Here is a 20,836-nt window from a genome sequence, read left to right as displayed (position 1 = left end):
TAACAAGTCTATGATTCCGAAAGGCTCGTCTTCACGTTACAGTTAGGCATGGTTTAAGTTGTGCATGATAACCTGGCATCAGGCAGTTATGGGACGGAGAGTGGAGTGAAAAAAATACGCTGGGTGATTCTGGTGCTGGTATTGGTGGCCTGTGTGTTGCTCTGGACGCAGACCATCAACGTGATGTGTGACCAGGATGTACAGTTCTTTAGCGGTATTTGTTCTATCAATAAGTTTATCCCCTGGTAACAGGCATTTTTATCGCAAATGATTTCCTTCCTTAACGCGAGTGGTAATATGAGCGTTTTTATTGGGGGGTGAAATGGGTGAGTTAGTGAATTCCGGGATGCTTAATGTGGTATCTCTGGCGATCTCGGTGGTATTGCTGGTAGTGGGGCTGGTGGTGTGGTTTTTCGTCAACCGTGCAAGCTCCCGTACCAATGAGCAAATTGAACTGCTGGAAACATTAGTCGATTTGCAGAAACGACAGAACGCGCTGCTGCGCCGCCTGTGCGAAGCCAATGAACCGGAAGAGAAAGAAGCACCAAAAGCGGCAGAAGAGACGGCTAACAGCCAGGACGATGACTTTATTCGTCTGGTAGCTGAACGCTAACCAGTCAGGGGAGGTGAGTATGGCCTGGAGCAATCCCTGGTATAACGCCTCCCTCGCGCATCATACCCCGCAGGGTTTTCGCAATACTGATGGATCTGAGCACCAGCCCGGCGATGTCGAACGCTGGCAGAAAGAACGCAAAGCCGCCGGCCTGCCGAAACCGCCCGAACAGGGCTACGATCGGTTTATCCGCCAGTGGTGGCAACCTGTCACTCTGAATACCCATGAAGAAGACGGCGTCTGGTGGTTGGGTCATGCCAGCCTGCTGCTGCGCCTGAACGGGAAGTACATTCTCACCGATCCGGTTTTTTCCCGTCGCGCCTCCCCGGTCTCCTTTGCCGGACCTGTCAGAAAAACGCCGTCGGTGATGAGCGTCAAGGTACTCCCGCCGCTCGATGCATTGGTCATCTCCCATAATCATTTTGATCACCTGGACTCGGCCACGATCCGCCAGCTTCTGCGACGTTTTCCGCAGCTCACCTTTTTTGTGCCATTGGGCCTGGGGGAGTGGTGCCGTCGGCGCGGGGCCAGGCAGGTCGTCGAGCTGGACTGGTGGCAAAGCTACGTCTTTGAGGGGATGGTGTTCACCGCTGTCCCGGCACAGCACTGGAGTATGCGCACCCTGTGGGATCGCAACCGCTCGCTATGGTGTGGCTGGGTCTTTGAGGGGCAAAACCAGCGTTTCTGGTTCAGCGGCGATACCGGCTACACCCCGGAGCTGCTGACCATACCGCAACGGCTGGGAAAACTGGATACCATTGCGATACCCATTGGCGCATATGCACCACGCTGGTTCATGGCGGTTCATCATATGGATCCACAGTCGGCGGTGGCGCTCTGGCAAAAGCTGGGCATGCCGAAGGCGATCCCGATCCACTGGGGCGTATTTGAGCTGACAGACGAATCGCTGGATGAACCGGTCAGAGAGCTCTCTCAGGCCCTGAGGGATTTATCGCTGCCGGACGATAACTTTCAGCCCTTGCGAATTGGTCAATATTTATCCATATAAACTATTATGTGTTCGGTTAGTACATATTCCGTATTAAACCGACGCGGATCATATTTTATTTTAATCGAAACGTTTTGATTGCCTTTTTTTGAAGCAGGTTCATAAAAATATCATTATTTTGGTGCATAGCGACAATCAACGTTGCGGTGTATATAAGTTAAACAAGCGAAGCGCTCGATGCTGTTTTTTTCACGTAAACAAATGCCTGCCGTTACGATTAAATGAGCATAACTTCTTACCAAATGTTCTAACGTAAATAACCGCATCACGAAATCGGCCTCGCTTGCTGGACGATATGAAGTTAATGGTCTAAGGTAAAAAAGTCTTTGATAACAGCGTCTACCCTGACGGTTACTGATCGAGCAACATACGGGCTATGTATACACGTAAGTGCATTACTGTGCAGATTGTGGCAAATCAGTCCCTGAATTTGTGCGGCTGATCGAGACACGTTTAAAAATGGCTTGCCATTATTTAAGTTGTGTGTGATAACACGGTTTGGGTCAAACGAGGTACAGTTCTGTTTATGTGTGGCATTTTCAGTAAAGAAGTCCTGAGTAAACACGTTGTCGTTGAATACCGCTTCTCTGCCGAACCTTATATTAGTGCCTCATGCAGTAATGTCTCAGTTTTATCTCAGTGAATGCCCGCGGGCGAAGAAAACATTCTAAGGAATTTTGCAAATGGCAAAGATTAAAGGTCAAGTTAAGTGGTTCAACGAGTCTAAAGGTTTTGGTTTCATTACTCCTGCTGACGGCAGCAAAGATGTGTTCGTACACTTCTCTGCAATCCAGGGTAACGGCTTCAAAACTCTGGCTGAAGGCCAGAACGTTGAGTTCGAAATTCAGGACGGCCAGAAAGGTCCGGCTGCTGTTAACGTAACCGCTATCTGATCGAACACCTGCCTAATCTGAAGCGTTTCGACGTTTCAGTTGCAGAGATAAAGCCTCGCCTGTGCGGGGCTTTTTAATGCAATTTTTTCAAAGTGTTACCACCTGCGTCTCTGTTTGCAGTTTGTTGCAAAGCTGCGAGAGTATTAGCATTGTTTTCCCCATCAGGGTGCAAATTTGCCGTTAAATCAGGGCGTTGTTATTCAGCCCTGGAGCTCTGGTGAAAAAGAAACCCGTCAATCCCGCAGCAAACTTCACCCCAATACGTTTTGCCCTTCTCTGTCTGGCCATCTTTGGCAGCCTGGTCTTCCTGCTGGGGCGCGTCGCCTGGTTGCAGATTGTTAAACCGGACCCGCTGGTCAAGCAGGAGGATATGCGCTCGCTGCGGGAAGTCGCTATCAACGCCCCGAGAGGGATGATTGTCGACAGGGAAGGGCGGCCGCTGGCGGTGAGCGTGCCGGTGCAGGCAGTGTGGGCCGATCCGAAAACGGTACTGGCGAAAGGCGGGGTCGGGTATGACGATCGCTGGCAGGCGTTGGCCAGTGCGCTGCATTTGTCGCTCAGCAACCTTGCCGCGCGGATCAACAGCAATCCTCATGGACGTTTTATCTATCTGGCTCGCCAGGTGGATCCCGCTCAGGCCCAGTGGATCGAAAAACTGCATCTGCCGGGTATCAGCCTGCGCGATGAGTCCCGACGGTTTTACCCGGCCGGACACGTGGCGGCCAACCTGATCGGCTTTACCAACATCGACGGGCAGGGAATCGAAGGGATCGAGAAAAGTTTCAACACGCAGCTCACCGGCAAGCCCGGCCTGCGCCGCGTCCGCGAAGATCGCTTCGGTCATGTGATCGAGAATATTACCGAAGTCCCGCCAGTTCCGGCCCATAACATTCAGCTGAGCATTGACGAGCGGTTACAGACTATCACCGAAGATGCGCTGGATAATGCCGTGGCGTGGAACAAGGCGGAGTCGGGCGCGGCGGTGCTGATCAACGTCCAGACCGGGGAGATCCTCGCTATGGCCAGCTTCCCGGACTTCAATCCCAATAACCGTGACGGCGCGACGCTGAATGATTTTCGTAATCGTGCCATCAGCGACACCTTCGAGCCGGGCTCCACCGTCAAGCCGTTGGTGCTGATGACCGCGCTGCAGCAAGGGCTGGTGCAGCCGGACAGCGTTATCGACACCCATCCCTACACCCTGGCCGGACACCGCATCCGCGATGTTGGTTATTACCCGGAGCTGACGCTGACCGGCATCCTGCAAAAATCGAGCGATACCGGCGTGTCCCGCCTCTCGCTGGCGATGCCGATCCAGCGACTGCTGGATACCTATCATGGGTTCGGCTTTGGTCGCTCTACCGGCCTCGGTTTAACTGGGGAGAGCAGCGGCCTGCTGCCTGAGCGTAAATTCTGGAGTCAGCTCGATCGCGCTACCTTTGCCTTTGGCTATGGCCTGATGGTCACTCCGCTCCAGCTGGCCCACGTCTACGCCACCATTGGCAGCAATGGCCTGGAACGTCCGCTCTCCATCACCCGTATCGATCCGCCGGTTATCGGCACTCAGGTGATGCCCGCATCCATTGTGCAGGAGGTGGAGCACATGATGGAGAGCGTGGCGCTGCCCGGCGGCGGTGGGGTTAAAGCGGCGGTGCGTGATTACCGGGTGGCGGTGAAAACCGGTACCGCGAAGAAAATTGATGACGGTGGCAACTATGTTGATAAATACGTGGCCTATACCGCCGGCGTGGCCCCGGCCAGCCGTCCGGTGTTTGCCCTCGCGGTGGTGATCAACGATCCGCAAAACGGGGCCTATTATGGCGGGGCAGTCTCGGCACCGGTGTTCAGCCAGATAATGGGTGACGTGCTGCGCATCGAAAACATCAAACCTGACGGCTTACCGGCCGATTCCAGCCATCTCATCGTAATGCGTTAAGGCCGTTTTATAGCGGGGCGATTAGCGGTACACTTTCGCCCTTTATGATTGCCCGGAGTTCCCATGACATTCTGCTGTCCTCTTTGCCACGCGCCGCTGGCGCAAACGGATAAAAGTTACGCCTGCCCGCAGGGGCATCGGTACGATATGGCGAAAGAGGGCTATGTCAATCTGCTCCCGGTGCAGCACAAGCGTTCCCGCGATCCGGGCGACAGCGCGGAGATGATGCAGGCGCGCAGAGCCTTTCTCGACGCTGGTCATTATCAGCCCCTGCGCGATGCAGTCGCCGGTAAGCTGGCGACCTTACTGCCCGATAGCGCAACGTCGATACTTGATATCGGCTGTGGGGAAGGGTATTACACCGCAGCTTTTGCCGATACTGCAGCGACAAAGGGGGCCGGAACCTTTGGTCTGGACGTCTCTAAATCCGCCATTCGTGCCGCAGCTAAACGCTATTCGCAGGTCACCTTTTGCGTGGCGTCCAGCCACCGACTGCCGTTTGAGGAGAGCAGCATGGATGCGGTGATCCGCATTTACGCCCCCTGCAAAGGGGAAGAGCTGGCCCGGGTGGTGAAAGAGGGCGGCTGGGTGATTACCGTCACGCCGGGTCCGCGTCACCTGATGGAGCTGAAAGGGCTGATTTACAGCGACGTTCTGCTGCATGCCCCGCACTCAGAACAGCTGGCAGGTTTTGCGCTCCGGGAGGAGCAGTCGCTGGCGTATAACATGTCGTTGAGCGGAACAGAGGCGGTGGCGCTGTTACAGATGACGCCGTTTGCGTGGCGGGCAAAACCGGAGGTGTGGGAGACGCTGGCAAAACAAGAACTATTTAGCTGCCAGACAGATTTTAGCATCCACTGCTGGCAGCGCGTCGGTTAACCGGCGAAGTGGCTCCACATGATTTGAGCCCCAATACCCATTAACACCACACCGCCGAGGATCTCGGCGCGTTTGCCTAACAGCGGACCGATAAAGCGGCCGATCATCATCCCCAGGGTGGACATGATTAAGGTCGCGCAGCCAATTGCCAGCGCGGTAGCGATGATGTTCACCTGCAAAAACGCCAGCCCCACGCCAACCGCCATTGCATCAAGACTGGTGGCGATTGCCGTCGTCACCAGCAGCCAGAAGCCGTGGCGGTGAACGGGCTGATCTTCATCGACATCATTACGAATGCCTTCGATAACCATACGCCCGCCGAGGAAGGTCAGCAGGATAAAGGCGATCCAGTGGTTCCACTCCAGCACGAACTGGCTGGCGAGCATCCCCAGACCCCAGCCGATCAGCGGCGTCAGGGTTTCAATCGCACCGAAGATAAGACCGGTACGCAGGGCTTCAGAGAATTTGGGTTTGTGGAGCGTGGCACCTTTCCCCATGGAAGCAGCAAATGCATCCATAGACATACCAAAGGCCAGAAGAAGGGTTGCAGAGAGGTTCATCAGCGCGTCCAGACCGGGAATATCCATATGACACATCACTGCCCCCAGTAAACAGCAGTTGATGCATCTATGGTCTCGCCTGATCCTCTGCCTGAGGCAGAAACAATCCGTACGTGCCACGTTTTGCAACGAGTATGTTGACACGTACATTTCCGGTATACCGGAAATCGGCTACTCCCCAACGACGGGCGCAACCTTAACATATTTTGAGAAGTTAAAACAACAGCCGGAAAGTATTATTCGTCAGGCTTGATGATAACGATTTTCATTTAGATTTTGATGTGAAAATAACGTTAATAATATGACGTGTATTACATCATCGAATATAGCTTTGGCTATATGACTGGATAAATTCATCGTCAAAATATAGCCAGTGCTATTATTTTATCTCATTGAGTTTTAACGAGTAATTTGTATATTTTCTCCAGGTCGTCAATATTCTTGACCCGAACGAGCAGGCGCCGCTGCTCTAATTGCATCACCAGCACGCCGTCTTCCGATAAATTCATCTCTTTAATACGGTTATATTCTATCCAGACATTGGCGAAAAAGAATCCAGTGGATTTGAAGATTATTTTCGGCACCCGCATCCAGAACAGATAAAACGCCATTAATGCCAGAGCACATAATAACCATGTGGTTAATAAAGCCCCCTGGCTCATCACGTTGTTATAAATCAGGATCATCAGCAGGCCGGCAAAGATGACGGCATCAACGCGGCCGCGACGCAGCAGGGGGATGGTCAGCAGGGTCGCGCCGTGGCGGCGGGGCATGATCAATTCGTCGTAGATGGCATACGCCAGAAGGGCAACAATAAAGACAACCAGTACGATGTCCGTGACCGTCATTCATCCTCCGGATAAAAAAACGGGGGCGTACATGCCCCCGGTGTATTCAGTAAAACTTACAGACCCAGCAGACCGATAGCGTAACCCACGATACCGATAACGAAGAAGCCGACGATGATCCACAGCGCATTGACTTTCTTACGCAGCAGCCACATACAGGCGAAGGTTAACAGCAGCGGAACCAGGCCCGGCATCAGCTGGTCAAGGATGGTCTGCACGGTGGTGACGCGAGTCTGGCCATCCTGGCCGGTGATGGTTGACACCACCAGCGGGATGTTGACGTGCGTCCACTTGTTCACCAGCGCCCCCATGACAAACAGGCCGAGGATTGACGCCCCCTCAGTCAGTTTCTGCAGGAAGCCGCCGCCCATATCCTGAACGATATCCACCCCTTTACGGTAGCCGTAGGCCACGCCGTAGTAACGGGTCGCCAGACGCACCACGTTGAACAGGATAAAGAACAGCAGAGGACCGAGCAGGCTACCGCTCATGGCAATACCGGCACCCAACGCCGCGAAGACCGGACGCACGGTACCCCAGAAGATGGGGTCGCCTACGCCCGCCAGCGGCCCCATCAGACCCACTTTGATACCGTTGATGGCACCATCGTCGATCTCGGCCCCGTTTGCGCGCTGCTCTTCCATCGCCAGGGTTACGCCCAGTACCGGGGCTGCAACGTAAGGATGGGTGTTAAAGAATTCCAGGTGACGCTTAATCGCCTGACGACGCGCTTCGTTATTTTCCGGATACAGACGTTTAATCGCCGGCACCATCGAGAAGCAGAAGCCCAGCGCCTGCATACGTTCGAAGTTCCATGAACCCTGGAACAGGTTAGAACGGATGAACACGCCACGAATATCCCCTGGAGTCAGTTTTTTCTGAGGGGTAGTTTTAGTCATATCAACCATGTCGCTCACCTGCTAGTCCAGTTCGTTATCAAGATCGTTATTACCAGCAACCTGTGCACCACCGGCTACGCGGTTATATTTCGGGCTCAGCTGGATATAGAGGATAGCCATGACCGCACCAATCACACCCAGTGCCACCAGGTTGAAGTTGGTAAATGCCGCGGTAACAAAGCCGAGGTAGAAGAACGGCATCAGGTAGCCTGCGCGCATCATGTTGATGACCATCGCGTAACCCACCACTACGATCATGCCGCCGGCAATGTTCAGACCGCCGGTCACCACCTCAGGAATGGCGTTCAGCATGCTCTGGACTTCGCTGGTACCCACAGAAATCGCCACGATAACCGCCGGGATAGCGATACGCATCGCCTGCAGGAACAGGGACGAGACGTGGATCCAGGAGAGTGCCGTCAGGTTGCCATTCTCCGCCGCCTTATCAGCCGCATGCTGGAACGCAACGGTGATGGTACGCACGATGATGGTCAGAACCTGGCCTGCAGCCGCCAGCGGGATAGCCAGCGCGATACCGGCACCGATGTTTTGATGGCCGGCGATAACCAGAACGGTAGAGATGATGGAGGCGAGAGCCGCATCCGGTGCTACTGCCGCACCGATGTTCATCCAGCCAAGGGCGATCATTTCCAGGGTACCACCGATGATGATACCGGTTTTCATATCCCCGAGAACGGCGCCGATTAAGGTACAGGCAACCAGCGGACGGTGAAACTGAAATTCATCAAGTACGGATTCCATACCCGCTATACAGGCGACGATGAACACCAGCACAATCTGAAGAGTGGTAATCTCCATTGTACTTCTCCTATGACATAAGCTTTATGTGAAAATCAGCGCAGGGTTATTTCCCGACTTTGCCGATCAAATCCATCATTTTCAGTTTCTGATCGGTGGAAACTTTACGGGCCTCAAGTTCAATACCGCGGGCATTGAGTTTCTTAAAGGCTTCGATATCTTTCTCATCGACTGAAATCGCGTTGTTCACCTGGGTTTTACCCTGACGGAACGCCATACCCCCAATGTTGACAGACGTAATATTTACGCCGCCTTCGACAACGCGTTCAACGTCGGTCGGATTGGTAAACAGCAGCATGATGCGCTCGCCCGCATATTTCGGGTTGTTATAGACGCGGATCATTTTGGCGACGTCCACCACGTGGGCGGTCACACCCGGCGGCGCCACCTGGGTGAGGAGGGTTTTACGCACCGTATCAGCGGCCACTTCATCGCTGACCACGATGATGCGCTGGACGTTGGTCTCTTTGGTCCAGCGTGTCGCAACCTGACCATGAATCAGTCGGTCGTCGATACGTGCAAGGCCTATCTGCATGTAATCGTTCGGGCCCATGGGCTTCAGCGGGGCGGCGGCTTTAGGGGCAGCTGCGGCGGCAACCGGTGCAGCTTTTGCAACCTCAACCGGTTTCGCTTTCAGCGCTTTCACGCCTTCGCGACCGGTTTCGACCGCCAGCGCCACCAGCTCGTCAAAGCTCGGGTTGTCGTCGCGTGCCATCAGGGTCTCAACCAGCATCGGAATATTGACCCCGGCGACCACTTCATACTGGTCTTTATCGACAACAATGCGGCTGGCGGCGTTAAACGGGCTACCACCCCACGTGTCAACAAGGAACAATACGCCGCTGCTGGTATCCAGTCTGGAGAGTTGAGCCGTGTATTTCTCTATCAGTGTCTCGGCGTTTTCACCGGGAACGAAATCGATCCAGCCGACGTTTTCCTGTTCGCCTAAAAGCATTTCTGCGGTTTTAAGTAACTGCTCTGCAGCCCAACCATGTGTGCCTATAACAATAGCAATAGTCACTTGCTACCTCCTTTTATTATCGTTAATGCCCATCATGAGTCAGGACATTAGAGATCATCTTCGAAAGAACGAATCGATTCAGATAAGGGTTAGAGTTCAATTTACTAAGACTTACGCGATTTATTTTAGACAGTGAAAAAATAATTTATGTGATGAAGATCCGTAATTTAGCCTAAGCCAATGAGATATTTCTGCGATCAAAAAAAGCGCTGAAACATCTGTTTGCAAAGGAAAGTAAATCTTTGCCATAAAGCCCATGTCTCTGATATGTTTAGCGTCCGTTTACTTGTCAGGAGTATTGGGCAGTAGCCCACTGTATGGACCGTCACCGACGCCAGTCACACATCCGGCCAATTCTGGCCAGCCTTACCGGCGACTCTCGCCACTCACTGTTTACGCCTTCTACCGTTTCGCCCGCATCTGTCGCGGCGCCGTTTTGCCATTCCTTTAGCAGGAGCTTGTCATGGAATTCTTAATGGACCCGCAAATCTGGGTGGGATTGCTCACGCTGGTGGTGCTTGAGATCGTTCTCGGCATCGATAACCTGGTGTTTATTGCCATCCTTGCGGATAAACTGCCGCCTAAACAACGGGATAAAGCACGTTTAATCGGCCTCTCTTTAGCGCTGATCATGCGTCTTGCGCTGCTGTCGGTCATCTCGTGGATGGTAACGCTGACCAAACCCCTGTTCACTGTCTTCGATTTCACCTTCTCAGGGCGTGACCTGATCATGCTGGTGGGGGGGCTATTCTTGCTCTTCAAAGCCACAACCGAACTTCATGAACGGCTGGAAAACCGCCAGCATGACGACGGACACGGCAAAGGCTACGCCAGTTTCTGGGTGGTGGTCATGCAAATCGTGGTGCTGGATGCCGTCTTCTCCCTCGACGCGGTGATTACCGCTGTCGGTATGGTGAACCACCTGCCGGTGATGATGGCTGCTGTGATCATTGCGATGGCGGTGATGCTGCTCGCCTCGAAGCCGTTGACACGATTCGTGAACGAGCATCCGACCGTGGTGGTGCTCTGTCTGAGCTTCCTGCTGATGATTGGTCTGAGCCTGGTGGCAGAAGGTTTCGGCTTCCATATTCCGAAAGGCTATCTGTACGCCGCAATTGGTTTCTCGATCATTATAGAGATGTTTAACCAGATTGCCCGCCGCAACTTTATTCGCCAGCAGTCGAACCAGCCGCTGCGTGCCCGTACCGCTGATGCGATTCTGCGTCTGATGGGCGGCCGCCGTGAAGCCAAAGCGCAGCAGGACAACGATAACCATGCTCCGGTGCCAGTGCCTGAAGGCGCCTTTGTGGAAGAAGAACGCTATATGATCAACGGCGTGCTGTCGCTGGCTTCGCGCTCCCTGCGCGGGATCATGACCCCGCGCGGTGAGATCAGCTGGGTTGATGCCAGCCTGAGCGTGGAAGAAATCCGCCAGCAGCTGCTCTCCTCCCCGCACAGCCTGTTCCCGGTGTGTCGCGGTGAGCTGGATGAGATCATCGGTATTGTGCGTGCTAAAGAGATGCTGGTGGCGCTGGAAGAGGGGGCGAACGTTGAAGCCATTGCGGCCGCCTCGCCTGCCATCGTGGTGCCGGAGACCCTCGACCCGATCAATCTGCTGGGCGTGCTGCGTCGTGCCCGGGGTAGCTTTGTGATCGTGACCAACGAGTTTGGCGTGGTGCAGGGTCTGGTGACGCCGCTGGACGTCCTGGAAGCGATTGCCGGTGAGTTCCCGGATGCTGACGAAACGCCGGAAATCATCAACGACAATGATGGCTGGCTGGTAAAAGGCACCACCGACCTGCATGCGCTGCAACATACGCTGGGTCTGGAACATCTGACCAACAACGATGATGATATCGCGACGGTGGCGGGTCTGGTGATTGCCGTTAACGGTCAGATCCCGCGTGCCGGTGATGTGCTCGAATTGCCGCCGCTGAAGATAACCATCGTGACCGCCAATGATTACCGCGTTGACCTGGTGCGCATTGTTAAAGAGCAGTCTGCCCACGACGAAGACGAGTAATCAGGGTAACGACGGCATCATGTTCCCGTTGTGAGAGGCTGGCGGAGGTGAACTCTCCGCCAGCCACTGCGGGAAATCCCGCAGTGGCATTGGCCGCGCATACAGGAATCCCTGCAGAATTTCGACGCCGTGCAGGCGTAGATGCTTCGCCTGGTCGCAGGTCTCCACCCCTTCCGCCACCAGCTCAATGTTCAGACGCTGGGCCAGGGCAATAATAATATCCGTCACCGTCGAGTTAACGGCATCGGTGCCAATCGCGGCGGTGAAGGATTTATCTATTTTCAGCACTTCCGGATTGAGTTTTTCCAGCCACGACAGCGAGCTGTTGCCGGTGCCGAAATCATCGATCGCCAGCTTGACCCCTTTCTGATGCAGGGCCTCCACAATGTTGTAATCCATCTCCAGCAGGGTATCGCGCTCGGTAAGCTCAATCACCAGCTGCTGCGCGGGCTCGGCGCTGAACCAGACGCTGTTAAGATCGTGGAGAAGCACCCCGTCGCGAAAATGTTTGGCCGCCACGTTGATGCCAATATGAAACCCCGACGCGGTGGGAAACATCGCCAGATGGCTGACGGTTTCGATCAGCACGTAACGGGTCAGGGGGACAATCAGGTTATGCTCCTCCGCCAGCGGGATAAAAATATCCGGGGCGATCCACCCCTGCCGCGGGTTGTTCCAGCGCAGAAGAATTTCTACCCCCACGCAGTCCTGCTTTTTGGCATCGATCAGCGGCTGGCAGAACAGCTCAAACTCACCTGCAGCCAGCCCATAATTGATCTCCCGGGTGAAACTCATGCGGCTGGCGGTGGCAAGCCAGGCGATATAGCCCACCAGCATGGTGAATATCACTGCCAGGGGCAGCTGTGAGGGCAGGTTTCTCAGGGCCAGATCTGTCGGGCCAGGGCCGTTCACGGTGATGGTGAACGGGAAATTGCTGGAGGCCTGCTGAAACACCGTCTCGTCGCTGTCAAACACCAGCGCATCCGAGAGCTGGCGGTCATAGTTCAGATGCTTACCGCCGACGCTGAGGTTAACGTCGTTGATAATGGGCAGCTGGGGCTCCAGCAGCAGTCTGGCAATAAGATCGATATTCACAATCTCTATCACCCCATCATCGACCTGGCCCGGCACCGGATACCACTGGATAAGCACCGGACTGCCCTGCAGCAGGGCATGGTCGGTGGTAAGGAGCAGTAAAGGCTGAGAAGCGGGCAGCCGGGGCTGGAACTGGCTGATGGGGATATCGCGGTTTCCGAACATGCTGGAGCAGTAGAGAATACCGTCCTTGATCAGGCCAATCGAGCGCACGGTTTGCAGGGAGGCGGCCTGTTTACGCAGTAAAAAATTGACCTCCACGCAGGGCAGGCCTATCAGCGGCTGCACCACGTCGCGCCCGGTCTCCAACGGCTGCAGGATCTTATCCAGGGTCTCAACCGCATGCGACACGAAAGCGGCGGTAGACTGCTGATTTAAATTACGCTGCGAAATAAAGCCGATGATGAGCGAGCAGATGAGAGTGGAGAAGGACAGCACCAGGCAGACGATAATCCGTTTGCGGCGATAATTTTTAATTATCCTGTGAGCTGTTTGCATGCCACGGCCACCCGAAAAGCCACTGGCGCCAATGCCCGTGGCAACTCAGCTAGTGTAGTGGTCATTATTTCAGGTAACGAGAAAAGTGCATGAAATTCGCCCATCTGTATCAGATGGGCGAAGGGGGTATGAAAGACGAAAGTTGCAGCAGGGCAGTCAGAGGATTAGTCGCACTGCACCTTAATCGCCAGGCCGCCGCGAGAGGTTTCGCGGTATTTGGCGTTCATGTCTTTGCCGGTTTCGTACATGGTTTCGATTACCTTATCCAGCGAGACGCGCGGTTCGCTGGTGCGGCGCATCGCCATGCGGGAGGCGTTAATCGCTTTCACCGAGGCGATCGCGTTACGTTCGATACACGGCACCTGCACCTGACCGGCAACCGGGTCGCAGGTCAGACCGAGGTTGTGCTCCATGCCGATCTCTGCCGCCACGCACACCTGTTCCGGGCTGGCGCCCAGCAGCTCAGCCAGACCGGCAGCCGCCATTGAGCAGGCCACGCCGACTTCACCCTGACAGCCGACTTCGGCGCCGGAGATGGAGGCGTTCATCTTATACAGCGCACCCACCGCGCCGGCGGCGAGGAAGTAGCGAATGTAGATATCCGGGCTCACCGATTCGATAAAGTGATCGTAGTAGGCCAGTACCGCCGGAACGATCCCGCAGGCACCGTTGGTCGGGGCCGTGACCACACGTCCGCCGGCGGCGTTCTCTTCGTTTACCGCCAGGGCAAACATATTCACCCAGTCGATGACGTTCATCGGATCGTTAGAATACTTGTCAGTGGTGACCAGCATTCGGCGCAGGGCAGAGGCGCGACGCGGTACGCGCAGTGGACCCGGCAACACGCCTTCGGTATTGATGCCACGATCGATACAGGCGCGCATGGTCTGCCAGACGTTAGCAAAATAGTCTTCAATCTCTTTCTTGCTGTGCAGCGCCAGTTCGTTCTGCATTACCATGCCGGAGAGGGACAGGCCGGTCTCGTGGCAGTAATCCAGCATCTCTTTCGCTGACTTGAACGGGTAAGGCACGTTCACGTCGCCCGCCGTGTCTTTGCCAAAATGCTCTTCGTCGACAATAAAGCCGCCGCCGATGGAGTAATAGGTTTTGCTGTAGACCACTTTGTCGCCGCTGAAGGCGTGGATCTGCATCCCGTTCTCATGCAACGAGAGGTTGTCGCTGCGAAAACGCATGCCGTCGTCCTGCGGGAAATCCACTTCCTGCCGGCCATTCGCCAGCAACAGACGACCGCGCGTTTCCACGTCGCGGATAAACGCCGGAATGGCGTCAATATCTACGGTGTCCGGCATATTTCCGGCCAGACCCATAATAATGGCGATATCGGTGTGGTGGCCTTTACCCGTTAACGACAGTGAACCGTATACGTCCACCGCCACGCGGGTAATGCTGTCCAGTAATCCTTTTTCGACCAGGTCATCGACGAACTGTTTACCGGCCTTCATCGGCCCTACAGTGTGGGAAGAAGAGGGACCAATCCCCACTTTGAACATGTCGAATATACTAATCACTTTAACACTCCTGACAGGGTTACCGGGTTTCCAGTAACGATGTAATAACTTCGCATAGTGTAAGAGGGAAGCCCGTCGTCAGCTCAACTATTCACATGAATTAAACTAATGGCCAACGCGGGATTAACTAATAGCGGGAGGCGGATCGCAAAGGTGCAAAAAAGAGGCGAATGTAAAGTATAGTCAAGGTTTCAGGCCGATCTGCAGCGCCAGCTCGCGAATAATTCCCGCGGTCATGCCCCAGACAAAATAATGCTGATACCAGGAGAGCCATACCCGATGATCGTGGCCACGACGATGAATATCCAGGGGATGATAACGGCTCAGACGCAGGGCTTCGGCGAGCGGCATTTCGAACACCGACTCCACTTCATCGACGCTGGCATGATAGGGCAGGTTGGGAGGAATAATGCCCACCACCGGCGTCACCTGAAAACCGGTCACGCTGTCCACCGGCGGCAGGACGCCAATCACTTCGACCTTGTGCGGCGGAATAGCCACTTCTTCCTCGGCTTCACGCAGAGCAGCGGCAATTAACGAGGCGTCGGTGCTGTCCACCGCGCCGCCAGGAAACGCCACCTGACCGGCATGTTTGCGCATCTGCGCGGATCGTCGGGTCAGCAACAGGCCCGGCTGCTCCCGACGCACCACCGGGATCAGCACCGCCGCCTGACGCTGGTTTAACGACGTGCTGTTCACCTGCGGACGCAAAAGCTGAAAACGCGATAAAAAATTGTCGAGAGTCAGGTCGTGGGTATTCACCAGTTAGCGCTCCAGTTGTTGCAGAATACGATTCACTTTATCAAAGGTTTCCTGATATTCCGCTGCGGCCTGGCTGTCAGCCACGATCCCGCCGCCTGCGGAACAGTAAATTTGTCCATCCACTGCCGTCAGGGTACGAATGGTAATGCTGGTATCCATGCCGCCGCACAGACTGAGATAGCCGATGCTGCCGCACCAGGCGTTACGGCGGTGCGGCTCCAGCTCGTCGATGATCTCCATCGCCCGCACCTTAGGCGCGCCGGTGATCGATCCGCCGGGAAAGGCGGCGCGCAGCAGATCGCAGGCGGTCTGCGTTGGCGGCAGCCGGGCGGTAATGGTGCTTACCAGGTGATGAACGGCCGGGAAGGGCTCGACCACGAACAGCTCCGGGACGCGCACGCTTCCCGGCTCCGCCACCCGGCCAATGTCATTGCGCATCAGATCGACAATCATCAGGTTTTCGGCTCTGTCTTTCGGCGAGGCGGCGAGTTTCTCCGCCTGTCGGCGATCGGCGTCCGCATCCGCGAGGCGCGGCAGGGTGCCTTTAATCGGCCGGGTCTGGATGACGCCCTCCGCCAGATGGATAAACCGCTCCGGTGAGAGGCTCAGGATAGCCCCCTCTTCGAGACGCAAAAAGGCACTAAACGGGGCGCGGTTGTTGGCATTCAGCCGGGTAAAGGCCTGCCACTCGTCGCCCTCATAGCGGGCCTGAAAACGCTGGGCCAGATTGACCTGATAACAGTCGCCGCTGTGCAAAAAGGCCTGCACGCGGTCGAATTTTTGATGGTACTCCGCCGCGGTCATATTGGCCTGCCAGCCGGAGGTCAGCCGGAACGCGGGCGTATTGTCGGGCGCGCGCTGTGATTCGAGCCACGCCAGCCGGGTTTCTGCGTCGCCATGACAGACCAGCGACACCTGCTGTTTGCGATGATCGACAACGATCGCCCAGTCGTACAGGCCGACGGCCATGTCCGCCAGGGTAATATCACGCCCGGCCCGTTCCGGCAGCTGTTCGAAGCGGCGACCGAGGTCGTAGCCGAACAACCCCAGCGCGCCGCCCTGGAAGGGCAGCTCCGGGTTCGGCGTGCAGGGCAGGCCCATCTCATCCAGAGCCTGCTGGAGCAAACTCAACGGGCAGGCGTCCGAGTGAACACCGTCGATCAGCGTATCCGCCCCGTGGGTTACCAGGGTGGTACGCGGGTCGGCCACCAGAATGTCAAAGCGGCTGTAGGGATGATCCGCATGGCCGGAATGCAGCAGCATCGCCCACGGCAGAGAGCTTAGCGGCGCAAACCAGAATTCTGCGGCGTCCGGGCGCCAGGGTAATGTCAAAACAGTGGGGGATAACGGGTTCATGGGTGGTAGACTACCGGGCAGCGTGAAATAATTAGCGCTGATAATTTAGCAGGAGTTGACGATGTTTGCAGGTTTACCTTCACTGAGCCACGACCAGCAGCAAAAGGCCGTCGAGCGTATTCAGGAGCTGATGTCCCAGGGGATGAGCAGCGGGCAGGCCATTACCCAGGTGGCAAACGAGTTGCGCGCCACCCATACCGGCGAGCGGATCGTGGCGCGTTTTGAAGATGAGGATGAAGAAGAGTAACGCCCTTACACTGCGGCGATAATCTTAATCTCCACCTTATACTGCGGTTTCATCAGTGTCGCCTGTACCGTGCAACGTACAGGCGCGTGACCTGCCACCACCCACTCATCCCAGGCTTTGTTCATCGCCGCGAAATCATCTTTGTTCGCCAGGAAAATCGTCGCATCCAGAATGTGCGATTTGTCGCTGCCCTGTTTTTCCAGTACCGCGTCGATCTGCGCCAGGGTATTGGCGGTCTGCTCATAAGCCTCGGCATCCAGATTGGCCGGGACGCCGGTGTAGTACAGGGTCTGGTTGTGGATCACCACATCTGACCAGCGGGCTTCGGCATCAATGCGCACAATTGTCATTTACGTTTCCTCGTGAGTGTCTGTTTCAGCAGGCAAGACTGCCATATTGTTTTGCCTGCGTCACTCTCGACTGGCGCCAGGGCGAGCGGCCTGACATAATCCCCTGTGCAAAAATACAGGGGGCAGAGTGGCAGACGATTTCGCAGCAGACGGACAGTTAGCAAAGGCAATTCCCGGCTTTAAGCCGCGCGAACCGCAGCGTCAGATGGCGCACGCGGTAGCCGAGGCAATCGACAGCGCCCGGCCGCTGGTGGTAGAAGCGGGCACCGGCACCGGAAAAACCTATGCCTACCTCGCGCCCGCGCTGCGTGCCAAAAAGAAAGTGATCATCTCCACCGGATCAAAGGCGCTGCAGGATCAGCTCTACAGCCGCGACCTGCCTACCGTGGCCAAAGCCCTGAAGTACAAAGGCCGTCTGGCCCTGCTGAAAGGGCGCTCCAACTACCTCTGTATCGAACGTCTCGACCAGCAGGCGCTGGCCGGGGGCGATCTGCCGGTGCAGACGCTCAGCGATGTGATCATCCTGCGCACCTGGGCTAACCAGACCCTCGACGGAGACATCAGCACCTGCGCCAGCGTGGCCGAAGACTCCGCCGTCTGGCCACTGGTCACCAGCACCAATGACAACTGTCTCGGCAGCGACTGCCCGCTCTACAAAGACTGTTTTGTGGTCAAAGCGCGTAAAACGGCGATGGATGCCGACGTGGTGGTGGTCAACCATCACCTGTTTCTCGCGGATATGGTGGTGAAGGAGAGCGGCTTTGGTGAGCTGATCCCCGAGGCTGACGTATTGATCTTCGATGAAGCCCATCAGCTCCCGGATATCGCCAGCCAGTATTTCGGTCAGTCCCTCTCCAGCCGCCAGCTGCTGGACCTGGCGAAAGATTTCACTATCGCCTACCGCACCGAACTGAAAGATACCCAGCAGCTGCAGAAGTGCGCCGACCGGCTGGCGCAAAGCACTCAGGATTTCCGTATGCAGCTCGGCGATCCGGGCTATCGCGGCAACCTGCGCGAACTGCTGGCCGATCAGCATATTCAGCGGGCGCTGCTGCTGCTCGACGACGCCCTCGAGCTCTGCTACGACGTGGCGAAGCTCTCCCTTGGCCGTTCCGCGCTGCTGGATGCCGCCTTCGAGCGCGCCACGCTCTACCGCACCCGCCTGAAACGGCTGAAAGAGTTTAACCAGCCAGGCTACAGCTACTGGTACGAATGCAACTCGCGCCATTTCACCCTCGCCCTGACGCCGCTCACCGTGGCCGATAAATTCCAGGAGGTGATGGCGCAAAAACCGGGCAGCTGGATCTTTACCTCCGCTACGCTGTCGGTGAACGACGATCTGCACCACTTCACCGAACGTCTCGGCATCGCAGAGGCCAAATCCCTGCTGCTGCCGAGCCCGTTTGATTACGCCACCCAGGCGCTGCTCTGCGTGCCGCGTAATCTGCCGCTGCCTAATCAGCCCGGTGCCGCCCGCCATCTGGCGGCGATGCTCAAGCCGATGATCGAGGCCAACAACGGCCGCTGCTTTATGCTCTGTACCTCCCACGCCATGATGCGCGATCTGGCGGAGCAGTTCCGCGCCACCATGACCCTGCCGGTGCTGTTGCAGGGGGAAACCAGCAAAGGCCAGCTGCTCCAGCAGTTTGTCACCGCCGGCAACGCTCTGCTGGTGGCGACCAGCAGCTTCTGGGAAGGGGTGGACGTGCGCGGTGACGCCCTGTCGCTGGTGATCATCGACAAACTGCCTTTCACCTCGCCGGACGATCCGCTCCTGAAGGCGCGAATGGAAGATTGCCGTCTGCGCGGGGGGGATCCCTTTGACGAGGTGCAGCTTCCGGACGCGGTGATCACCCTCAAGCAGGGGGTGGGGCGCCTGATCCGCGACGTGGACGATCGCGGGGTGCTGGTGATCTGCGATAACCGGCTGGTGATGCGCCCGTACGGGGCCACTTTTATCGCCAGCCTGCCGCCGGCGCCGCGTACCCGGGATATCGATCGCGCAGTGCGTTTCCTGGCGGCGTCTGAGGCGGAGTAATTTACTGGCGGATGTGTTAAAATGCGCGCCTTTTTGTGACTGACCCTTGCGAGAGCGCGACAACACATGCGAATTCTGGCTATTGATACCGCCACAGAGGCCTGCTCTGTTGCCCTGTGGAACGACGGTAAACTCTGTGCTCATTTCGAAGAGTGCCCCCGGGAACATACCCAACGTATCCTGCCTTTGGTGAAGATGATCCTCACCGAGGGCAACACCTCCCTGAATAACCTCGATGCCCTGGCCTATGGCCGTGGCCCGGGCAGCTTTACCGGCGTGCGCATCGGGATTGGCATCGCCCAGGGGTTGGCGCTGGGCGCCGAACTGCCGATGATTGGCGTCTCGACCCTTGCTACCATGGCCGAGGGTGCCTGGCGCAACACCGGTGCTACCCGCGTGCTGGCCGCCATCGACGCCCGGATGGGCGAAGTTTACTGGGCCGAGTACACCCGCGATGAGCAGGGCGTCTGGCACGGGGAAGAGAGCGAAGCGGTGCTCACCCCGGACGCAGCAGGTGAACGCATGAAGCAGCTTTCCGGTGAGTGGGCGACCGTCGGCACCGGCTGGCCAGCCTGGCCCGATATGGCCAACGACAGCGGTCTGACCCTGGTGGACGGTAACGTGTTGCTGCCTGCCGCAGAAGATATGCTGCCTATCGCCCGTCAGCTGCTGGCCGCAGGAAACACCGTGGCGGTCGAGAAGGCCGAGCCGGTTTATTTGCGAAACACCGTAGCGTGGAAGAAACTTCCGGGCCGGGAGTGAATCTCAGTATCAGAGCCTGAGAAAAAGGAGTCGCATCATGGCGGTTCAAAAATATGTTGTTCGTCTGCTGACCGTCGGGGCCCTTGCCCTGGCATTAACAGGATGTGTCTCTGTCCCTGATGCGATCAAGGGCAGCAGCCCGACGCCGCAGCAGGATCTGGTCCGGGTGATGAACGCGCCGGAGCTGTATGTCGGCCAGGAAGCACGCTTCGGCGGTAAAGTGGTGGAGGTGATGAACCAGCAGGGGAAAACCCGTCTGGAAATCGCCACCGTCCCGCTGGACAGCGGCGCGCGGCCGATTCTGGGTGAAGCCTCGCGTGGGCGCATCTATGCCGATGTGAACGGTTTCCTCGACCCGGTGGATTTCCGTGGCCAGCTGATCACCGTCGTCGGTACGATCACCGGAACGGAGCAGGGAAAAATTGGCAACACGCCGTATAAATTTATGACCCTGCAGGCCAATGGCTATAAACGCTGGCGGGTAGTGCAGCAGGTGGTGATGCCGCCGCAGCCGATCGATCCCTTCTACTGGGGCCCGCATCCGTGGCGCTATGGATATGGCTACGGCTATGGCGGCTGGCCAGGTTACGGTCCCGGACCGGCTCAGGTTCGGACGGTAGTAACAGAGTAACTCCCTGTTAAGACTGAAGAAGAAACAGCGGCCTGGCCGCTGTTTCGTTTTTTTTATATCCATAACAA

The 20,836-nt window shown here is 56.5% G+C and carries 22 protein-coding genes and 1 pseudogene; 13 read left to right on the top strand and 10 right to left on the bottom strand.

Annotated features, from left to right (window positions below; genetic code table 11):
* The first annotated feature begins 105 nt into the window (after positions 1-105).
* The 7 genes and pseudogenes from mgrB to rlmA all read left to right on the top strand — a co-directional run bounded on the left by mgrB (position 106) and on the right by rlmA (position 5,330).
* Positions 106-249: a PhoP/PhoQ regulatory lipoprotein MgrB gene (mgrB, locus tag SOM40_RS14205; protein WP_103180034.1), complete on the top strand. Its 144-nt coding sequence runs from the start codon at positions 106-108 to the stop codon at positions 247-249.
* Between the two features lie 73 nt (positions 250-322).
* Positions 323-613 carry a YebO family protein gene (locus tag SOM40_RS14200; protein ID WP_106993294.1) on the top strand — a complete coding sequence of 97 codons (291 nt, stop codon included), beginning with the start codon at positions 323-325 and terminating at the stop codon, positions 611-613.
* Between the two features lie 19 nt (positions 614-632).
* A complete protein-coding gene (locus SOM40_RS14195; RefSeq protein WP_320530225.1) occupies positions 633-1,622 on the top strand; it encodes an MBL fold metallo-hydrolase in 990 nt (329 codons plus the stop codon).
* 526 nt (positions 1,623-2,148) lie between these two features.
* A pseudogene (locus SOM40_RS14190) lies at positions 2,149-2,293 on the top strand (DUF2627 domain-containing protein).
* 12 nt (positions 2,294-2,305) lie between these two features.
* Positions 2,306-2,515, top strand: coding sequence for a transcription antiterminator/RNA stability regulator CspE (gene cspE / locus SOM40_RS14185; RefSeq protein ID WP_001062678.1), 210 nt, complete (start codon positions 2,306-2,308; stop codon positions 2,513-2,515).
* A gap of 217 nt (positions 2,516-2,732) precedes the next feature.
* A complete protein-coding gene (gene ftsI2, locus SOM40_RS14180; RefSeq protein WP_320530224.1) occupies positions 2,733-4,451 on the top strand; it encodes a peptidoglycan DD-transpeptidase FtsI2/PBP3(PARA) in 1,719 nt (572 codons plus the stop codon).
* 63 nt (positions 4,452-4,514) lie between these two features.
* A complete protein-coding gene (rlmA, locus tag SOM40_RS14175; RefSeq protein WP_166182770.1) occupies positions 4,515-5,330 on the top strand; it encodes a 23S rRNA (guanine(745)-N(1))-methyltransferase in 816 nt (271 codons plus the stop codon).
* Here rlmA and mntP read toward each other — a convergent pair.
* The 5 genes from mntP to manX all read right to left on the bottom strand — a co-directional run bounded on the left by mntP (position 5,327) and on the right by manX (position 9,477).
* The gene (mntP, locus tag SOM40_RS14170; protein WP_106993561.1) at positions 5,327-5,890 is read right to left on the bottom strand and encodes a manganese efflux pump MntP; all 564 of its coding nucleotides are present in this window, start codon (positions 5,888-5,890) and stop codon (positions 5,327-5,329) included. The genes rlmA and mntP overlap by 4 nt on opposite strands.
* A gap of 389 nt (positions 5,891-6,279) precedes the next feature.
* Positions 6,280-6,738 (bottom strand): DUF986 family protein, encoded by a 459-nt coding sequence (locus SOM40_RS14165; RefSeq protein ID WP_166182769.1) that lies wholly within the window; start codon positions 6,736-6,738, stop codon positions 6,280-6,282.
* Between the two features lie 56 nt (positions 6,739-6,794).
* On the bottom strand, positions 6,795-7,646 hold the full coding sequence (locus SOM40_RS14160; RefSeq protein ID WP_039030789.1) for a PTS mannose transporter subunit IID: 852 nt from the start codon (positions 7,644-7,646) through the stop codon (positions 6,795-6,797).
* A 12-nt stretch (positions 7,647-7,658) separates the two neighbouring features.
* Entirely contained in the window at positions 7,659-8,456 is a 798-nt protein-coding gene (locus SOM40_RS14155) for a PTS mannose/fructose/sorbose transporter subunit IIC (RefSeq protein ID WP_106993287.1), read from the bottom strand.
* A 46-nt stretch (positions 8,457-8,502) separates the two neighbouring features.
* Positions 8,503-9,477 (bottom strand): PTS mannose transporter subunit IIAB, encoded by a 975-nt coding sequence (gene manX / locus SOM40_RS14150; RefSeq protein WP_166182768.1) that lies wholly within the window; start codon positions 9,475-9,477, stop codon positions 8,503-8,505.
* A 317-nt stretch (positions 9,478-9,794) separates the two neighbouring features.
* Between manX and SOM40_RS14145 the strand changes: the two genes are divergently transcribed.
* Together SOM40_RS14145 and yoaE are read left to right on the top strand one after the other, a co-directional pair.
* The gene (locus SOM40_RS14145) at positions 9,795-9,953 is read left to right on the top strand and encodes a protein YoaL (protein ID WP_371811700.1); all 159 of its coding nucleotides are present in this window, start codon (positions 9,795-9,797) and stop codon (positions 9,951-9,953) included.
* Positions 9,941-11,500, top strand: a complete 1,560-nt coding sequence (gene yoaE / locus SOM40_RS14140) for a CNNM family cation transport protein YoaE (RefSeq protein ID WP_106993285.1) — start codon at positions 9,941-9,943, stop codon at positions 11,498-11,500. The genes SOM40_RS14145 and yoaE overlap by 13 nt, the downstream gene beginning before the upstream one ends.
* On the opposite strand, the gene pdeD is transcribed toward yoaE, so the two are convergent.
* The 4 genes from pdeD to pabB form a co-directional block, all read right to left on the bottom strand.
* Positions 11,501-13,093: a cyclic di-3',5'-guanosine monophosphate phosphodiesterase PdeD gene (gene pdeD, locus SOM40_RS14135; RefSeq protein WP_106993284.1), complete on the bottom strand. Its 1,593-nt coding sequence runs from the start codon at positions 13,091-13,093 to the stop codon at positions 11,501-11,503. It abuts the gene before it with no gap.
* 164 nt (positions 13,094-13,257) lie between these two features.
* Entirely contained in the window at positions 13,258-14,622 is a 1,365-nt protein-coding gene (gene sdaA, locus SOM40_RS14130; RefSeq protein WP_106993283.1) for an L-serine ammonia-lyase, read from the bottom strand.
* A gap of 183 nt (positions 14,623-14,805) precedes the next feature.
* Positions 14,806-15,384, bottom strand: coding sequence for a CoA pyrophosphatase (locus tag SOM40_RS14125; protein ID WP_106993282.1), 579 nt, complete (start codon positions 15,382-15,384; stop codon positions 14,806-14,808).
* Positions 15,385-15,387: 3 nt separating this feature from the next.
* Complete coding sequence (gene pabB / locus SOM40_RS14120; protein WP_320530223.1) at positions 15,388-16,740, bottom strand: aminodeoxychorismate synthase component 1; 1,353 nt, start codon at positions 16,738-16,740, stop codon at positions 15,388-15,390.
* A 61-nt stretch (positions 16,741-16,801) separates the two neighbouring features.
* Here pabB and SOM40_RS14115 point away from each other — a divergent pair, with 61 nt between their 5' ends.
* Entirely contained in the window at positions 16,802-16,987 is a 186-nt protein-coding gene (locus tag SOM40_RS14115; protein ID WP_166182766.1) for a YoaH family protein, read from the top strand.
* Positions 16,988-16,992: 5 nt separating this feature from the next.
* Here SOM40_RS14115 and SOM40_RS14110 read toward each other — a convergent pair whose 3' ends face one another.
* Complete coding sequence (locus SOM40_RS14110) at positions 16,993-17,337, bottom strand: RidA family protein (RefSeq protein ID WP_225758554.1); 345 nt, start codon at positions 17,335-17,337, stop codon at positions 16,993-16,995.
* A 127-nt stretch (positions 17,338-17,464) separates the two neighbouring features.
* Between SOM40_RS14110 and yoaA the strand changes: the two genes are divergently transcribed.
* The 3 genes from yoaA (at position 17,465) to SOM40_RS14095 (ending at position 20,768) form a co-directional block, all read left to right on the top strand.
* Positions 17,465-19,375 (top strand): DNA repair helicase YoaA, encoded by a 1,911-nt coding sequence (yoaA, locus tag SOM40_RS14105; RefSeq protein ID WP_106993278.1) that lies wholly within the window; start codon positions 17,465-17,467, stop codon positions 19,373-19,375.
* Positions 19,376-19,441: 66 nt separating this feature from the next.
* On the top strand, positions 19,442-20,137 hold the full coding sequence (gene tsaB / locus SOM40_RS14100; RefSeq protein ID WP_106993277.1) for a tRNA (adenosine(37)-N6)-threonylcarbamoyltransferase complex dimerization subunit type 1 TsaB: 696 nt from the start codon (positions 19,442-19,444) through the stop codon (positions 20,135-20,137).
* A gap of 37 nt (positions 20,138-20,174) precedes the next feature.
* Complete coding sequence (locus SOM40_RS14095; RefSeq protein WP_262663535.1) at positions 20,175-20,768, top strand: Slp/YeaY family lipoprotein; 594 nt, start codon at positions 20,175-20,177, stop codon at positions 20,766-20,768.
* The last annotated feature ends 68 nt before the right edge of the window (positions 20,769-20,836 follow it).

Origin of the sequence: Leclercia sp. CFBP8987 (genome assembly GCF_034044995.2) — a bacterium.
Classification (GTDB): domain Bacteria; phylum Pseudomonadota; class Gammaproteobacteria; order Enterobacterales; family Enterobacteriaceae; genus Enterobacter; species Enterobacter tamurae.
This window is presented reverse-complemented; position numbering and strand designations above follow the sequence as displayed.

Bases quoted from the DNA above. Each gene is read 5' to 3' on its own strand.
- SOM40_RS14200 (WP_106993294.1), top strand. From the start codon at position 323: ATGGGTGAGTTAGTGAATTCCGGGATGCTTAATGTGGTATCTCTGGCG.
- SOM40_RS14165 (WP_166182769.1), bottom strand. From the start codon at position 6,738: ATGACGGTCACGGACATCGTACTGGTTGTCTTTATTGTTGCCCTTCTG.
- rlmA (WP_166182770.1), top strand. From the start codon at position 4,515: ATGACATTCTGCTGTCCTCTTTGCCACGCGCCGCTGGCGCAAACGGAT.
- mntP (WP_106993561.1), bottom strand. From the start codon at position 5,890: ATGAACCTCTCTGCAACCCTTCTTCTGGCCTTTGGTATGTCTATGGAT.
- SOM40_RS14155 (WP_106993287.1), bottom strand. From the start codon at position 8,456: ATGGAGATTACCACTCTTCAGATTGTGCTGGTGTTCATCGTCGCCTGT.
- SOM40_RS14095 (WP_262663535.1), top strand. From the start codon at position 20,175: ATGGCGGTTCAAAAATATGTTGTTCGTCTGCTGACCGTCGGGGCCCTT.
- cspE (WP_001062678.1), top strand. From the start codon at position 2,306: ATGGCAAAGATTAAAGGTCAAGTTAAGTGGTTCAACGAGTCTAAAGGT.
- SOM40_RS14110 (WP_225758554.1), bottom strand. From the start codon at position 17,337: ATGACAATTGTGCGCATTGATGCCGAAGCCCGCTGGTCAGATGTGGTG.
- SOM40_RS14160 (WP_039030789.1), bottom strand. From the start codon at position 7,646: ATGGTTGATATGACTAAAACTACCCCTCAGAAAAAACTGACTCCAGGG.
- tsaB (WP_106993277.1), top strand. From the start codon at position 19,442: ATGCGAATTCTGGCTATTGATACCGCCACAGAGGCCTGCTCTGTTGCC.
- pabB (WP_320530223.1), bottom strand. From the start codon at position 16,740: ATGAACCCGTTATCCCCCACTGTTTTGACATTACCCTGGCGCCCGGAC.
- SOM40_RS14195 (WP_320530225.1), top strand. From the start codon at position 633: ATGGCCTGGAGCAATCCCTGGTATAACGCCTCCCTCGCGCATCATACC.
- yoaE (WP_106993285.1), top strand. From the start codon at position 9,941: ATGGAATTCTTAATGGACCCGCAAATCTGGGTGGGATTGCTCACGCTG.
- SOM40_RS14115 (WP_166182766.1), top strand. From the start codon at position 16,802: ATGTTTGCAGGTTTACCTTCACTGAGCCACGACCAGCAGCAAAAGGCC.
- pdeD (WP_106993284.1), bottom strand. From the start codon at position 13,093: ATGCAAACAGCTCACAGGATAATTAAAAATTATCGCCGCAAACGGATT.
- SOM40_RS14145 (WP_371811700.1), top strand. From the start codon at position 9,795: ATGGACCGTCACCGACGCCAGTCACACATCCGGCCAATTCTGGCCAGC.